Annotated in this window: 6 protein-coding genes; 4 read left to right on the forward strand and 2 right to left on the reverse strand. The window is 71.4% G+C overall.

Features of this window, described 5'->3' with window-relative positions:
• Positions 1–91: 91 nt before the first annotated feature.
• The 4 genes from ACH4TL_RS36750 (at position 92) to ACH4TL_RS36765 (ending at position 14,204) form a co-directional block, all read left to right on the forward strand.
• Entirely contained in the window at positions 92–10,996 is a 10,905-nt protein-coding gene (locus tag ACH4TL_RS36750; RefSeq protein WP_398328107.1) for an amino acid adenylation domain-containing protein, read from the forward strand.
• The gene (locus tag ACH4TL_RS36755; RefSeq protein ID WP_398327800.1) at positions 10,993–12,693 is read left to right on the forward strand and encodes an ABC transporter ATP-binding protein; all 1,701 of its coding nucleotides are present in this window, start codon (positions 10,993–10,995) and stop codon (positions 12,691–12,693) included. The genes ACH4TL_RS36750 and ACH4TL_RS36755 overlap by 4 nt, the downstream gene beginning before the upstream one ends.
• A 75-nt stretch (positions 12,694–12,768) precedes the next feature.
• Positions 12,769–13,761 carry an immunity 49 family protein gene (locus ACH4TL_RS36760; RefSeq protein ID WP_398327803.1) on the forward strand — a complete coding sequence of 331 codons (993 nt, stop codon included), beginning with the start codon at positions 12,769–12,771 and terminating at the stop codon, positions 13,759–13,761.
• Positions 13,762–13,781: 20 nt separating this feature from the next.
• Entirely contained in the window at positions 13,782–14,204 is a 423-nt protein-coding gene (locus tag ACH4TL_RS36765) for a PH domain-containing protein (protein ID WP_398327806.1), read from the forward strand.
• 56 nt (positions 14,205–14,260) lie between these two features.
• Here ACH4TL_RS36765 and ACH4TL_RS36770 read toward each other — a convergent pair whose 3' ends face one another.
• Together ACH4TL_RS36770 and ACH4TL_RS36775 are read right to left on the reverse strand one after the other, a co-directional pair.
• The gene (locus tag ACH4TL_RS36770; RefSeq protein WP_398327809.1) at positions 14,261–15,358 is read right to left on the reverse strand and encodes an alpha/beta hydrolase-fold protein; all 1,098 of its coding nucleotides are present in this window, start codon (positions 15,356–15,358) and stop codon (positions 14,261–14,263) included.
• Positions 15,359–15,552: 194 nt separating this feature from the next.
• On the reverse strand, positions 15,553–16,620 hold the full coding sequence (locus ACH4TL_RS36775; protein WP_398327812.1) for an AI-2E family transporter: 1,068 nt from the start codon (positions 16,618–16,620) through the stop codon (positions 15,553–15,555).
• Positions 16,621–16,660: the final 40 nt, after the last annotated feature.

Raw genomic sequence — 16,660 nt, forward strand, 5'->3', positions numbered from 1 at the left:
CCCGGCCACCGGCCCCGGCCACCGGCCCCGGATTCAGGTGAGGTTGTCATGACGTGGAAGGAATGCTGAGTCTTCGATGGCTGAGTCTTCGATGAGGGAACCGAGTGCTCGTCGCGTACTGCTTTCTCCCGCGCGCCTTGCCGACGTACGCAGGCGGACCGGTGACTTCTGCGATCGGACCATCGCCGCGGCGTGCGCCATCGGGCTGTCGTACTGGGCGACGGGCCGCTGCCCCGACGGCATCGACCTCACCCCCGCCACGCTGTTCGCCGATGTCCTGGCGTGGGCCGACAACGGCGGCTCTACGCAGGGCGGTTGGGAGGTCGGCGCCGAAGGCCACAGCATCACCTTCCCCGACGGAGTAGCACCGGCCGACGCGCAGCTCGCGCTGGACGACCTGGCCGACTTCCCGGACCGGCCCCTCGGCACCATCGGCCCGTCCAGCGTGGCGGCGAGGCTCGACACCCTGGCCCAGTGGAACGACACCCACGCCGACCGGGTCCGCCCGACCATCGTGGAGATGTTCCTCGAACAGGCGCGGACCCGGCCGGACGCCGTCGCCATCGTCGACGAGCACCGCTCGCTGACCTACCGTGCGGCGGCCGAACTGTCCGCCCAGCTGGCCCACCACCTCCTCGACCGCGGACTCCGCCCCGAACAGGTCGTCGGCATCTCCCTCGGCCGCTCCGCCGAGATGGTGATCGGGCTGCTCGGCGTGCTCCGGGCGGGATGCGCGTTCGTGCCGCTCGACCCGCAGTGGCCCGCCGCGCGCCGCGCCGTCGTCATCGACGACGCCGGGGTCGTGGCACAGCTGAACGCCTCGGGCGAGCACGAACCGGGGGAGCCGGACGCCATGGCCGTCGACCTCGGCGACTGGCAATATGGCGCCTATCCGGCGGAGGACACCGGGGTCACCGTCCCCGGCGATGCCCTGGCGTACGTCATCTTCACGTCCGGCTCCACCGGGCGGCCCAAGGGCGCGATGATCCGCCACGAGGCCATCAGCGAGCGCCTGCTGTGGCAGGGCAACGAGATCCTGGGCTTCGGCCACGACGACGCCTCGCTGTTCAAGGCGCCGCTGTCCTTCGACATCTCCATCAACGAGATCTTCCTGCCACTGGTGCACGGCGGCAGGCTGGTGGTCCTGCGGCCCGGCGGCGAACGCGACCCGCACCATCTGCTGAGCGTCATCGCCGAACAGCGCGTCACCTTCACCTATCTGGTGTCGTCCATGCTGGACGTGCTGCTGGAGATGGCGGGCGACACCGGGCGGCTGGACAGCCTGCGCCATGTGTGGTGCGGCGGCGAGGTGCTGACCCCGGAGCTGTACGAGCGGTTCCGCACCCGGCTCGACATCCCGCTGTACCACGGCTACGGCCCGGCCGAGACGACGATCGGCGTCTCGCACGTCATCTACCGGGGCGCGGCGGAACGCCTGTCGACCTCGATCGGCAAGGCCAACCCCAACACCCAGCTGTACGTACTGGACGACGAACTGCGCCCGGTCCCGGTCGGGGTCGGCGGCGAACTGTACGTGGGCGGATTCCTCCTGGGCCGCGGATACATCAACGCCCCCGGCCTGACGGCGTCCCGGTTCGTGGCGAACCCCTTCGCGGCGGACGGGTCCCGGCTCTACCGCACCGGCGACCTCGCGCGATTCGCCCCGGACGGATCGCTGGACTTCCTCGGCCGGGCAGACAACCAGATCAAGATCCGCGGGATGCGGCTGGAGATCGAGGACGTCGAGGTCGGTCTCGCGGAGCACCCCGGCGTACGGCACACCTGCGTGGTGGCGAAGCAGAACGCGGCGGGCGGCACCTATCTGGTGGGGTACGTGATCCCGGCCGCCGGGCGCGAGGACTTGAGCGCGGACGAGGTCAGGGCGTGGGCCACCGGCAACATGGTGGAGTACATGGTGCCCGCCCACATCGTGGTGATGAAGGAGTTCCCGCTCACCGCGAACGGCAAGCTCGACCGCCGCGCGCTGCCGGAACCCGTGGTCGCCGGGGGCTCACTCGTTCCACCCGCCACCGAGAACGAGCGCGTGCTGTGCGCGGCGGTGGCGAAGGTGCTGCGGCTGGACGAGGTCGGTGTCGACCAGGACTTCTTCCAGCTCGGCGGGGACAGCCTGCTGGCCATCTCGCTGCTGAGCGCGGCGCGCGACGCGGGCCTGCACCTCACCGCGCGGCACATCTTCACCAACAGCACGGTGGGGGCGCTGGCGGCGGTGGCGCTCGCCGAGGACACCGCCACCGTGGACCACGGCGATGTCGCCACCGGCACCGTCGAGGGATCGCCCATCGTGCGGTGGCTCGGCGAGACCACCGACACGATCGACGGCTTCGTGCAGTCGGTCGTCCTGAACACCCCCGCGGACCTGACCGCCGACGCCCTCGACGCGATCCTCACCGCCGTGGTCGAGCGCCACGACATGCTGCGCGCCAGGCTGGTGCGCGGCGACCGCTGGAGCTTCGACATCCCCGAGGCGGCCCGTGCTGTCGCCCGGTGGCAGGAAAGCGACCTGCCGCTCGACGTATGCGTCGCGCTCGCCACCGACGGGCTCGACCCGGCGGGCGGTGTGATGCTGCGCGCCGTCCGGCGACGTGAAGCCGGGCAACTGGTCGTGGTCGTCCACCATGTGGTGATCGACGGAGTGTCCTGGCGCGTCCTGATGGACGACTTGGCCATGGCGTGGCGGCAGTACGCCGCGGGCGAGCCGATCGCGCTGCCCCCGGTGGGCACGTCGTTCCGGCGCTGGACGCAGCTGCTGGGGCAGGCCGCGTTCGACGCGGACCGCGCGTACTACCGGCGTCCCCTGCCGGGAGCGGACGGGCCCGTGGGCAGGCGCGCGCTGTCCGAGGCGGACACCGTCGCGCGGGAACGGGTGCGCACCGTCTCGGTCGGCTCCGATGTCACGGCCGCGTTGCTGGGCGGGATTCCCGCGGCGTTCCACGCCGGAGTCAACGATGTGCTGCTGACCGCGCTCGCCGTCACCCTCGCCCGATGGCGCCGCGACCTCGGGCAGGAGCAGACGTTCGCGCACATCGAACTGGAGGGCCATGGCCGCGAAGGACGGTTCGTGGCGGAGGCGGCCGGTTTTGAACCGGAGCTGTCGCGGACGGTGGGCTGGTTCACCACCCTGTTCCCGGTGACCGTGGACCCCGGTGCGGCAGCCGATTTCACCGCGCCCGGGTATCTGACCGCCGCGCTCAAGGCGGTCAAGGAAGACCTCGCCCGAGTGCCGGGCAACGGACTTTCCTACGGCGTCCTGCGGTATCTCAACGGCGTCGAGTTCGACGCGCCAGCACCGCAGGTGCTGTTCAACTACCTGGGCCGGTTCGGCGCGGGCACGGCCGACGACTGGCAACTCGCTGTTAAGACAGGTCAGTTGGGAGAGAAGCGCGATCCGAGGATGCGCCTGCCGCGCGCCCTGGAGTTCAACGCGATCGCCGAACCCGCAGTGACCGGCGCCTACGAACTGACCACCACCATCTCCTGGCCCGACGGGATGTTCACCGACCAGGACATCGCGACGCTCGGCGCGTACTTCCATCAGGCCCTGACCGGCCTGGCGGCGCTCGACGGGGGCGGCCACTCTCCCAGCGACTTCGCCCCGGTGCCGCTGACCCAGGCCGACGTCGACGCCCTCGACGGCCCGGAGCTGCGCGACATCCTGCCGCTGACCCCGTTGCAAGAGGGCCTGTACTTCCACTCGGTCTACGACGACGACTCGGCGGGCGCGTACGTCGAGCAGCAGCTGCTGACGCTCGACGGCGAGGTGGACGCCGACCGGCTCGCTGCCGCCGCCACCCGGCTGCTCACGCTGTACCCGAACCTGACCGCGCGGTTCACGGCCCTCGGCGACGGCCGCGTGGTCTCCGTGCTGGAGAGCGGTGTGGAGGCGCCCTTCACCACGCTGGACCGCCCCGGCATCACCGACGACGAGATCCGCGCCCTGGCCGAGCGGGACCGCCGCGCCGGGTTCGACCTGGCCACCGGCCCACTGATGCGGTACACGCTCATCCGCGGGGGCCCCGGCCGGAACGTGCTGGTGCAGACCGTGCACCACATCATCGCCGACGGCTGGTCGGTGCCGCCGATGCTCCGCGCGCTGCTCGCCGAGTACCGCGCGCCCGGCACCATCCACCCGCTCGGCGGCTTCCCCGACTACGTACGCCGCCTCGCCGAGCGCGACGCCGACGAGAGCGACCGGGTATGGCGCGATCAGCTCGCCGGGCTGCCCGGACCCTCGCTGGTCGCCGAGGGGCACACCCCGTCCGACCGGTTCGCCGAGACCGCGGTGGTGGCCGATGACGACATCGACGCGGTGGCCCGTACGGCCGGTGTGCCGCTCAGCGTGGCCGTGCACAGCGCCTGGGCGGTGACGCTGGCAGGCATTCTGCGCGGCGGCGATGTGGTGTTCGGCTCCACGGTGTCCGGGCGGGACATGGAGGTGCCCGGCATCGAGGACATGGTGGGCCTGTTCATCAACACCATCCCCGTGCGCGCTCGATGGACGGAGGCCACCACGGCGCGTGATCTGCTCGCCTCGGTGCGGGACCACCAGAGCACGGTGCTGTCGCACCAGCATGTCTCGCTGGCGCGGATCGGCCGCCAGGCCGGTGCGGGCACGCTGTTCGACACCCTGGTGGTGTTCGACGTGGCGACCGATGTGGGCGCTCTGCGACGGCCCGGCGACACGCTGGGCATCAGTGGCATCGTCAACGAGGGCGCCCCGCACTACCCGTTGACGCTGGTGGTCGAGCGCGCGCCCGACGGGCGCCCGCGCTTCAACCTGATCTACGACGGCGAACTGCTGCGGGAGGCGACCGCCCGGTCGATCCTGCACACGTTCACCCGGGCCCTCAGCGGCCTGCTCACCCGGCCGGACGCCCTGGTCGGCGAGCTGGTCCCGAACGATGCCAGGCGTCCCGCGTCGCCGGTCACCCCGACGACCCTGGGCGCGCTGTTCGACGCCGCCGCACACCGCGACCCGGCCGCCACCGCCGTCACCCAGTGCGGCCTCGACGGCGGCACCCGGTCATTGACCTACGGCGAACTGGCTTCTGCCAAGGACGAGTTGGCATCGACCCTTCGCTCGGCCGGGGTGGGACCGGGCAAGCGGGTCGCGGTCGCCGTCCCGCGCTCCGTCGAGCAGGTGGTCGCGCTAGTGGCGATCGTCGGCGCGGGTGGCGCGTACGTACCGCTGGACCTGGCGTATCCGGACGAACGGCTGGAGTACATCCTCACCGACGCCGCCCCGCAGGTCGTGCTCGTGGACCGGGAGCAGCGCGACCGCTTCACCCGGCTGCTGGCCCGGGCGGACGTACCGGCGCGTGTGCTGGTGCAGGGGGACGAGCCAGCTGCACCCAACGAGCCTGCTGCCGAGATGAGTTGGCACGATCCCGCGTATGTGATCTACACCTCCGGATCGACCGGTAGGCCCAAGGGCGTCGTCGTACCGCACTCCAGCGTGGTGTCGCTGCTCGCGAACACCCGGCCCGACATGGGCTTCGGCCCGGACGACGTCTGGGTCCAGTTCCACTCCTTCTCCTTCGACTTCGCGGTGTGGGAGCTGTGGGGCGCGCTCGCGCACGGTGGTGAGCTGCTGGTGCCGGAGTACGGGCTGACCCGCTCGCCGGTCGACTTCCACCGGCTGGTCCGCGAGCGCGGAGTGACCGTGCTCAACCAGACCCCGTCGGCGTTCTACCAGTTCATCGAGGCCGACCGGCACGCCGGTGAGCCACTGGCCGCACTGCGCCGGATCATCTTCGGCGGCGAGGCGCTGGACCTCGGGCGACTGCGCGGCTGGGTCGAGCGGCACGGCACCGGATCGCCCGAGCTGGTCAACATGTACGGCATCACCGAGACCACCGTCCATGTCACCCACCGGGTGCTGACCGACGAGGACTTCGGCGCCGGTGACGAGGCCAGCCCGATCGGCGGTCCGATCCCCGGTCTGGTCACGTATCTGCTCGATGACCGGCTCCGGCCGGTGCCACCGGGCCGGGTGGGCGCCATCTATGTCGCGGGCGACCAGGTGTCGCTGGGCTATCTGGGCAGGCCGGGGCTCACCGCGGGGCGGTTCGTGGCGGATCCGTTCGCGGGCGACGGCTCCCGGATGTACCACACGGGTGACCTCGCCCTCCGCACCCTCGACGGTGAGCTGGTGTTCACCGGCCGCGCCGACGACCAGGTCCAGCTCAAGGGCTTCCGCATCGAGCCCAGCGAGGTGGAGACCGCGATCAGGGAACTCGACGGCGTGGTCGACGTGGCCGTCACCGTGGCGGACGGCGGCGACCACCTGGTGGCGCACGTCGTGGGCCGGGTGCCCGGCGACTTCACCGCCCTGCTGTCCGCGAAGCTGCCCGCGCACATGGTGCCCGGCCGGGTGCTGCCGGTCGACGCCCTCCCGCTGACGGTCAACGGCAAGCTGGACCGCAAGGCCCTGACCGAGCGCGCCGCCGCACAGGCCCCCGACACCCCGGTGGCGGCGAACGACGACGCGCTCGCCGCGCTGATCGGCATCTTCGCCGAGACGCTGCCCGAATCCGCCGTGGGCGGTGACACCGACTTCTTCCGGGCCGGGGGCGACAGCATCGTCGCCATCGCCGTCATCAACCGGGCCAGGGCGCTCGGCCTGCCGATCGTGCCACGTGATGTGTTCCTGTACCGGACACCGCGCGCGCTCGCCGAGCACCTGGGTACCCGCCCGCAGCCCGAAGCCCCGGTGCCGACCCTCCCCGAGGACGGCCCGCTGACACCGACGCCGATCATCCTGCGCCAGCGCGAACTGGGCGGATCGCTCACCCGGTTCGCCCAGGCCAGAACGGTGCTGGCCCCCGAGGGCACCGGGCTTGCCGACGTCCAGCGCGCCGCGAACGCCGTGGTGGCCGCGCACCCGGCCCTGCGGCTGCGGCTGCGCGTCGAACACGGCGTATGGGCCCTGCGCACCGAACCCGCCCGCGCGGTCACCGTCATGGCCACGGACACCACCGACACGACCGCCGTGGCGAACGACGCCGCCGGACGGCTCGCTCCCATCTCCGGGGACGTGGTCGCGCTCTCCTGGCGGGAGTCGAGCCGGACCCTGGTGGTCACCGCGCACCACCTCGCCGTCGACGCGGTGTCCTGGCTGATCCTGCTGGACGACCTGGCCACCGCCCTGCGCGGGGAACCCCTGCCGCCACCGACCACGCCGTACGCCGAGTACGCCGATGCGCTGGCCTCCGGGGCCACCCATGCGATCGACGACCTCGGCCACTGGATCAGCACGCTCCAGGCGCCCGAACTACTGCCCGTCATAGGGGAGTTGCGCGAGGCCACGGTCGTGCTCCCGCCCGAGGTGAGCGACCAGGTGACACGTACCGCGCCCGCCGCACTCGGTGTCGGTCTCACCGAGTTGCTGTGCGGCGCGCTGCGTACCGCGCTGACCCGTATCCAGCCGTCGCCCACCGATCTCGCGATCGAGCTGGAGCGGCACGGCCGGGTCCCGGCGCGGGACCACCACGACTACACCCGCACGGTCGGCTGGTTCACCGCCATCGCGCCCGTACGGCTCAGCGCGCACACCGACCCCGTCGTGGCGGCGTACGAGGTGGCCGAACGCCAGCCGGACGAGCGCGGGCACGTCGCCTACGGCCAGCTCAGATACCTCAACCCGCAGACGGCCCCGCTGCTGAAGGCCCGCCCCCAGGTGCTGTTCAACTACCTCGGCCGGGGCGGCGAATCCCAGGCGCCGCGCCTCACCGGCGGCGACCAGGGCAGCCCGTACGGCGTCGAGGTCAACGCCTGGACCGACGCGGCCACCGGCAGTCTGCACACGGACTTCATCCTCGCCGAAGGCATCTCGGACGAGATCATCGAGCACTGGCGCAGCGCGCTGGAACACCTCGCGCACGCCTCCGCGACGGCCGAGCGCACGGCACCGGTCACCCCGCTCCAGCGCGGCCTGTTCTTCCAGGCGCAGCTGGCGGGCGCGGCCGGACACTACGTGGCGCAGAGCTGGTTCACCTTCGACCGGCGCCTGGACACCGACGCGCTGGCCGAGGCGATGGCGTATGTGATCGGGCGGTACCCGGTCGTGGGCGCCGGTTTCGCCACCGACGACGACGGCAACCCGGTCCAGGTCCTCAAAGCCGGACGGCGGGTCGATGTCCGTACGGTCGCCCTGTCGACGGATGCGGAGGTCGACGCCTTCCGCGCCCGGGACCGCGACACCGGCTTCGACCCGGGGGAGCCGCCGCTGATCCGGCTGACCGTGGTGCGCCTGCCCGACGACCGCGACGGGCTGCTGCTCAGTTACCACCTGCTGCTGTGGGACGGCTGGTCCCGCGAGATCGTGCTGCGGGAGCTGTTCGACGCCTACCGGGCCGTCCTCGCGGGCGAGTTGTCCGCACCGGCCCCGATCAGCCCGAGCTTCGAGGACCACGCGCGGGCGCTGGCCACCAGGGACCCCGCCGTATCGGAGCGCTTCTGGGCGGAGCACCTGGCCGGTCTCCCCGGCCCGACGCTGCTCGCCGGACCGGCGCCGTCCCTCACCGACGACCTGCCGCGCACCCTCGTGCACACGCTGTCCGCCGAGCTGTCGGAGCTGCTGCGCGATGCGGCCAGAACACACGGCGTCACGCTGAACTCGGTGCTGACCGGCGCGTTCGGCCTGCTGCTGGGCGCCCATACGGGTCGTAGCGACGCCGTGTTCGGCGTGACCGTCTCCGGCCGGGAGGGCGAGGGCCTGGACGGCATCGTCGGCGTGCTGCTCAACACCGTGCCGATGTGGACGCGGGCCCGGCCGGAGGACACGGTCGGCGCGTATCTGTCGGACGTCCAGGCGGCCAGGGTCGCGGCGATGGACCACGAGCACCTGGGGCTCGGCGAGATCCAGCGGGCCAGCGGGCACGACAACCTGTTCGACAACCTGTTCGTGCTCCAGAACTTCCTGGACATGGACGCGTTCGCCGAGATGAACGCCCGGCACGGCATCACCTCGGTCACGGCCGATGACTCCACCCACTATCCCTTCACCTGGGTCGTCAGCCCCGGCGACCGGCTGAGGATCAAACTGGAGTACCGCGACAAGGACACCGGCAACGCCCGACGTCTCCTGGACGACTATCTGTGCGTGCTCGACGACGTGGCCCGCTCGACCGGGCCGGTCGGCGCGCTGCGCGGACTGGGCCCCGAGCCCGCGCAGAGCGAGCGTACGGACATCGGCACGGACACCGTGGTGGACCGGTTCGACCAGGCGGCCGAGCGCGACCCGCGACGGGTGGCGCTCGTCGCCCACGGCTCGGCCATGACCTTCGCCGAGCTGCGGGACCGCAGCCGCGCGGTGGCCGGTGTGCTCGCCGAGCGTGGCATCGGCCCCGAGGCGACCGTGGGCCTCGCGATTCCGCGCTCGCTCGACTCGATCGTGGCGCTGTTCGCCGTGCTGCGCGTCGGCGCCGCGTACGTACCGCTGGAGCTGGACCACCCGGACGAGCGGATCGCCGCGATCGTCGCGGACGCCCGCCCCGAGGTGATCCTCACCGTGAGCGCCGTGTCGCCCCGGCTGACCCGGCTCAGCGGGGACCTCATCGAGCTGGACCGCCCGCTGCCCGAGGCCGAGCCGTACGCCACGTTCGCACCGGACGATCCGGACCGGCTGCGGCACCCCGCGTACACCATCTACACCTCCGGATCGACCGGGAAGCCCAAGGGCGTGGTGACCGAGTACGCCGGGCTCACCAACATGCTGATCAACCACCAGCGCCGGATCTTCGAACCGGTGCTCGCGGAGCACGGCCATCGCACCTTCCGGATCGCGCACACCGTGTCGTTCGCCTTCGACATGTCCTGGGAGGAGCTGCTGTGGCTCGCCGACGGCCATGAAGTGCACATCTGTGACGAGGAGTTGCGCCGCGACGCGCCCAGGCTGGTCGCGTACTGCCTGGAGCACGGCATCGACGTCATCAACGTGACCCCGACCTACGCGCAGCAGCTGGTGGCCGAGGGCCTGCTCGACAACCCGGCACGGAGGCCAGCACTGGTGCTGCTGGGTGGCGAGGCCGTCACCCCGACGCTGTGGCGGCGGCTCGCCGAAACCGGGGGGACGGTCGGCTACAACCTCTACGGCCCCACCGAATACACCATCAACACCCTCGGCGTCGGCACCTTCGAATGCCAGGACCCGGTGGTGGGCGTGGCCATCGACAACACCGATGTGTACGTACTGGACCCATGGCTGCGGCCACTGCCCGACGGCGTCCCCGGTGAGCTGTACGTCTCGGGCGTCGGCATCGCGCGCGGCTATCTCGGGCAGCCCGCCCAGACCGCCCACCGCTTCGTGGCCTGCCCGTTCGGCGCACCCGGCGCGCGCATGTACCGCACCGGGGACCTGGTGGTCCGCAGGCCCGACGGCAACCTGATGTACCTGGGCCGTACCGACCAGCAGGTCAAGATCCGGGGACACCGGGTCGAACTGGGCGAGGTCGAGGCCGTGTTCGCGGCACATCCGGCGGTGCGGTTCGCCGCCGCGGTCGCCCAGCCCGACCCGCAGGTCGACGGCGCGTACCGGCTCGCCGCCTATCTGGTGCTGGAGGGGGCGGAGCTGGCGACGGTGGCCGCCGACGTGGGCGCCGGGCTGCCGGACTTCCTGCGCCCGACGCACTACGCCCGGGTCGACAGCATCCCGCTGACGGTGAACGGGAAGGCCGACACCAAGGCGCTGCCGGAGGCCAAGCCGCTGGGCGCCCTGACCACGGCGGGGGAGCGGGGGCCCGCCACCGAAACCGAGACGGTGGTGTGCGAGTACTTCGCCGAGGCACTGGACCTGGACGACGACGAGGTGAGCGCGGTGAGCGACTTCGTGTCCCTCGGAGGACACTCCATGCTGGCGGTGCGGCTGATCGGGCTGCTCCGCCGAGAGTACGGTCCCGTGATCACCATCCGGGACCTGTTCACCCTGCGCACCCCCGAAGCGATTGCCCGCCACCTCGACTGCCCGGATCCCCGATGACGACTTCTGACACGCAGCGGCCCCGACCGGGGTCCGACATCCTCCGTACCGCGCTGCGCCGCAACACCGGCGCCATGGCGGGGGGCACCGCCCTCATGGGCCTGTACCAGGCGGGTGAGACGGCCTTTCCCATCGCGCTCGGCCTGATCGTGGAACACACGATGCGGGACCGGAGCCTCGGCGCGCTCGGACTGTCGATCGCCGCATTGGCGGTGATCATCACGACGGTGTCGCTGTCGTGGCGCTTCGGGATGCGTATCTTGCAGAAGGCCAACACGACCGAAGCACACCGCTGGCGGGTCAAGGTCGCCGCCTGTGGACTCCAGCCGGTGGCCCGGGACGTGGACCTCAAGTCCGGCGAGGTGCTGACCATCGCCACCGAGGACGCCGACCAGACCGCCGACATCATCGAGGTGGTGCCGCTGCTGATCAGCTCCATGGTCGCGGTGCTGGTCGCTGCGGTCGCGCTGGGCCTGGCCGACATCCGGCTCGGCCTGCTGGTCATCGTGGGGACCGTGGCGATCCTGTCGGCCTTGAGCGTGCTGTCCAAGCGGATCGGCTCCAGCACCCGCGAACAGCAGGCCCGGGTGGCGCGGGCGGGCGCGAAGGTCGCCGACCTGATCACCGGCCTGCGCCCGCTGCACGGCTTCGGCGGCAACCACGCGGCGTTCGGGTCCTACCGCGCCGTCAGTACGGAGGCGAAGCACCAGGCCATCACCGTGGCCAAGGTGAACGGCGTGTACGCGGGCACCGCCCTGGCCCTCAACGCGGTCCTCGCCGTCGCCGTGACCCTGACGGCGGGTTCGCTGGCGTGGAGCGGCCGGATCACCATCGGGGAACTCGTCATGGCCGTGGGGCTCGCGCAGTTCATCATGGAACCGCTCAAGCTGTTCTCGGAGATGCCGAAGTACGTGATGATGGCGCGCGCGTCGGCCGAGCGGATGGCGCTGGTGCTGGCCGCGCCACCGGTCACGACCCCGGGGGCGGGACACCCGGCCACCGGCGGGGACCTGGAGGTCGACGGCGTCCGGTACGGGACCCTGCGCGGGCTGAAGTTGCGGGTGGCGGCAGGTGAGTTCGTGGCCATCGCCCCGTACCAGCCGCGCGCGGCGGCCGACCTGGCGTCGGTCCTGGCCGTGAACGTCCCGCCCGACGTGTACGAGGGAGCGGTGCGCGTCGGCGGGCAGGAGCTGGAGGGCCTGCCGGTCGAGGCGGTCCGCGCGTACCTGCTGGTCAACCCGTACGACGGGGAGATCTTCGCGGGCACCCTCCGGACGAACATCGACCCGTCGGGCACCAGCCGGACGGTGCCCGAGGCCGTCGAGGCGTCCATGCTGACCGATGTCGTCGCCCTTCATCGCGAGGGGCTCGACTACGGTGTCCGCGACCGCGGCGCCAACCTCTCCGGGGGCCAGCGCCAGCGGCTGTCCCTGGCCCGCGCCCTCGCCGCCGACACCGATGTCCTGGTGCTGCACGACCCGACGACGGCCGTCGACGCGGTCACCGAGCAGCTCATCGCGCGCAACCTCGCGAAGCTGCGCCGGGACCGCACCACCGTTGTGATCACCAGCAGCCCGGCCCTCCTGGACGCCGCCGACCGGGTCCTCGTCCTCGACGACGGCGTCATCACCGCCGAGGACACCCATCGCCACCTCCTCGCCACCGACGAGGACTACTGCGCGGCGGTGGCCCGGTGAACGTCTAGGTGTGCTGTCAGTGCCCGTTGATAACGTGCTTCGTCCAGTCGTGGAGTTCATGGAGGGACGGGGTACGTGCAAGACGTGACATGCCATCAGGTCGGCGAGCAGCGGTTGGCCGAGGCGCTCGACGACATCGACGGGCGGGCCTACACGCGGTGGCACTCGCTGCGGTACGGCAGCATTTCGCCGACGCTGATCCGGGCCATGGCGGACGAACTGCTCGACCATGTCGCCGCGCGAACGGTGACGGAGCCGGGGCTCGACGCCGCGGCCGGCACGGCCGCCGTCACCGCCGCGGAGTGTGTGCACGGAGTGCTGAGCATCATGTGCTTCCCGAACGGGGACCAGGAACTCCGGTTCCCCCTCGTCGGGGAGCGGATCAGCACGGACCCGGACGACGACGAGTTCGGGGACGGGCCCATCACCTTCCGGGACGTCGTCAAGGAGGCGCCCACCGCGCGGACCTGGCTCGACATGTTCGAGATGTGTGTCGTCAGCGGGCATGTGTGGGACTGGGAGCGGGTCACCGGGCTGCTGCTGCGCGGCGACTACGCGCCCGCCATCCGTGACGGCGTGCCCTACAACCGGTACACCTCCGTCTCCCACCCCGCCGACCTCGCCACCATGGACGCCCTGTGCCCCTATCTCACCGAGGCGGCCGGGCATCTGCCCCGCGACTGGCCGACGGTTCCGCTGCGCAAGCCCGACGCCGGGGAGCGCGCGGCGGCCGCCCGGCGGCTCGACGAGGTCGGCGACGCGCTGAGCGCGGACCAGCGGCTGCTCCGCGTACTCCTCGACGACGACCAGCACGCCTTCGAGGACGCCCTCGTCGCCCGGCTGGTCGCGTACCGGGAGAGCGTCGAGGCCGATGCCCGTGATCCCGCGCCCCGGTCCCTCCTCCCCCTCGGCACCCTCGCCCTGGCCTGCCTCGCCGTCCAGGTCCATGGGTGGGAACTCGGTGTCCGTTCCGGGTATCTGCCGTATGGTCTGCTGGGATCGCCGGACGCGCCGCGCCGGGCGGCGGAGGGGAACCGGAACAACTTGGGCTACTGGGTCGCCAAGTAGGCCACCCGGGGGGGCGGGGCATGGGTGTGACGGGCGTGACGGGTGTGATCTTGCGGGAGTACCGCGCCGACAGACGCGCGCGGCTGAAGGTGCTCGCGCTCATCGCGCTGATGCTGGCGTGCGGGGTGCTCGAGGTGGTCATCAACGACCTGCCGGGCTGGGTCGCCGCGATCCTGATAGGAGTTCTGACCATCGTCGACGGCGTGTGGGCCCTGTCCCTGTGGCGCGCCCGCACGGTGGTGCGGGCGCGCGGGATCGCCGTGGTCGGGGTGGTGCGGGTGCGGAAGTGGGCCTGGCCCGACATCCAGGACATCGTCGTGGAGACGGACTCGTCCCCACCGAGGCAGCGCGTACGTCTGTGCGACAGCCAAGGACGGAAGACCACCCTGCCCCACGTCGGCGAACGCCATCTGCCGGATCTCCACGCCCTGCGACCCCGGTAGCCCCGCCAGCGCCGAGCCTCAGTCCGTGTCTTTCGCGATGATCCGAAAGACACGGCCTAGCCCAGTGCCCAGGCGACATCCCTGAGCAGGGCCTGCCGCCAGCCCGCCCGGTCGTGGCCGGACGCCGACCGCGAGACCCGTACGGTCGCGCCGCTCCGTTCGGTCAGGACTTCCGTCAGCTCGCAGTGGGGGAGCATCCCGGTCTCGTGTTCCCCCACGTCGAACGCGACCCGCAGACCGGACAGATCGGGGCCCTCCCGCAGCCGCGCGGCGAGGGCGCCGCCCACCGGGCCGCCCAAGGGGTCCGGCCGGTCCACGGCGTCGGATGTCCACCAGAACGACCCCGACTGACAGGCGATACGGGACACCAGCCCCGGGAACTCCACGGCCGCGTACAGCGCGCTCAGCCCGCCCAGGCTCTGCCCGGCGACCACCAGCCGGTCCGGGTCGGCGGGCACACCGGACTCCGCCACCAGCGGCAGCAGTTCGTCCCGGATCGCCTCCCACAGCGCGGGCTCGCACCCGAACTCGGCCTCCCGGTCCTTGGCCGGGAGGAAGACCAGCGTGGCGGCGGGCATCTCACCGGCGGCGCGGGCCGAGTCGAAGGCGGTCATGGCCGGGTGCAGATACAGCCAGTCGTCCCCGTCGAGCAGCAGGACCACCGGCCCGCCGCCGCCCACCGGGTGGACGCGCACCGTACGCCGCCCGCCGAGCCGTGCGCTGCTCCAGCGGATCCGAGGGCGGGGGAGGGGCAGCACATCGTTGCCGGCGAGGGCGGGCCAGTGCGGCTGGGCCGGGGCGTCCGGGGTGGCGGCGATGGACCGGTCGCCGCCCGCACCGACCGGATTCAGCGGATCGGCGTGCGCCTCGTCGCCCGAGAGGAACTGATAGGTCACCCGCAGCCGCGCGGGCATGCGCACCTCGGCGTACCAGCAGTCCGTGTCGCCCCACCGGCACAGGGGCACGGGCTCGGACCAGCTCTCGAAGACGAGGGTCGCCGGGGACCCGCGCCACAGGAAGAGGGTCACCCAGCCGTCGTCGGCCGGTAACGACGCGGGTGTGCCCGCCGCCGCCCAGAACCCGTCGGTGCCGGGGGTACCGGGCAGCCCGAACTCGACAAAGGCGTTGTCCCTGTCGGCCGTGCCCAGGCGCATGGATCTCTCCTTGTGAGAAGGAAGGGACACAGATAAGCTCCTGCCAATTAGGTTAGCCTAATCTAAATTTGACGTTCACGTCAGGGGAGCCCTGTCCGATGCTCTGCACCAGACTGACGAACGCACGTTTCCTCACCATGGATCCCGGGTGTATTCAGCCGACGCGCAACTTAGCTTAGCCTAACCTGAATAGGTCAGTGCGAGGTGTTGAGCTGCTCGCGCAGGTAGTTCCAGACCACCGCGATCAGCGCGGCAACCGGTACGGCGAGCAGACTGCCCACGATGCCCGCCAAGCTGCCGCCCAACGTCACTGCCAGCAGGACCACGGCCGCGTGCAGGCCGAGTCCGCGGCTTTGGATCATGGGCTGGAACACATTGCCCTCGAGCTGCTGCACCACGACGATGATCGCCAGCGCGATCAGCGCGTCCGTCACCCCGTTGGACACCAACGCGATGAGCACCGCGACCGCGCCCGCGAACAGGGCGCCCACGATGGGCACGAACGCGGACACGAAGGTCAGGACAGCCAGCGGAAGTACCAGTGGCACCCCCAGGGCCCACAGACCGAGTCCGATGAGGACGGCGTCGAGCAGGCCGACCAACGCCTGGGAACGTACGAACGCACCCAGCGTGTCCCAACCGCGCGCGGCCACGACGGGGATGTCGGTGGCGAGCCGGCCGGGCAGTTGGCGGGCGAGCCACGGCAGGAACCGAGGGCCGTCCTTGAGGAAGAAGAACATCAAGAAGAGCGCCAGAACGGCCGTGACCATACCGTCGATCACGGTGCTCACCCCCGTGGCCACCGTGGTGATCATGCTGCTGGCGCTGCCTTGTATGCGGGCGGCCGCAGCGTCGGAGGCCTTCGAGATCTGCGCGTCGCCGATGTTCAGCGGCGGCCCCGCGGCCCACTGCCGCACCTGGTGGATGCCTTCGGCCACGCCCTTGGTCAGTTGACCGGACTCTGATGCCACCGGCACCGCGATCAACGCCACGATGCCCGTGGCGACCAGCAGGAACAGCACGGTAACGGCCGAGGCGGCCAATGCCGGAGGCCACCCGCGCCCGCGCAGAACACGGGCCAGGGGCCAGGTCAGCGTGGTGAGGAGCAGGCCGACGACGAGCGGCCAGACGACCGACCACATCTGACCGAGGGTCCACAGGACCACCGTGGCCATGACCAGGACCAGCAACAACTCACAGGAGACACGCGCCGATGCGCGGAGCGCGGCACGGGCTTTCGCTGAATTCAACGTGTCAGGCATGGGACCACCGGTACCCCGTTCACGCTTCGCTATCGCTGCT

It is taken from the genome of Streptomyces sp. NPDC021115 (genome assembly GCF_044333065.1).
Lineage (GTDB): Bacteria > Actinomycetota > Actinomycetes > Streptomycetales > Streptomycetaceae > Streptomyces.

What these genes read in the sequence shown, in the direction of transcription:
- ACH4TL_RS36775 (WP_398327812.1), bottom strand. Translation starts at nt 16,620, where the DNA reads ATGCCTGACACGTTGAATTCAGCGAAAGCCCGTGCCGCGCTCCGCGCA.
- ACH4TL_RS36770 (WP_398327809.1), bottom strand. Translation starts at nt 15,358, where the DNA reads ATGCGCCTGGGCACGGCCGACAGGGACAACGCCTTTGTCGAGTTCGGG.
- ACH4TL_RS36765 (WP_398327806.1), top strand. Translation starts at nt 13,782, where the DNA reads ATGGGTGTGACGGGCGTGACGGGTGTGATCTTGCGGGAGTACCGCGCC.
- ACH4TL_RS36750 (WP_398328107.1), top strand. Translation starts at nt 92, where the DNA reads ATGAGGGAACCGAGTGCTCGTCGCGTACTGCTTTCTCCCGCGCGCCTT.
- ACH4TL_RS36755 (WP_398327800.1), top strand. Translation starts at nt 10,993, where the DNA reads ATGACGACTTCTGACACGCAGCGGCCCCGACCGGGGTCCGACATCCTC.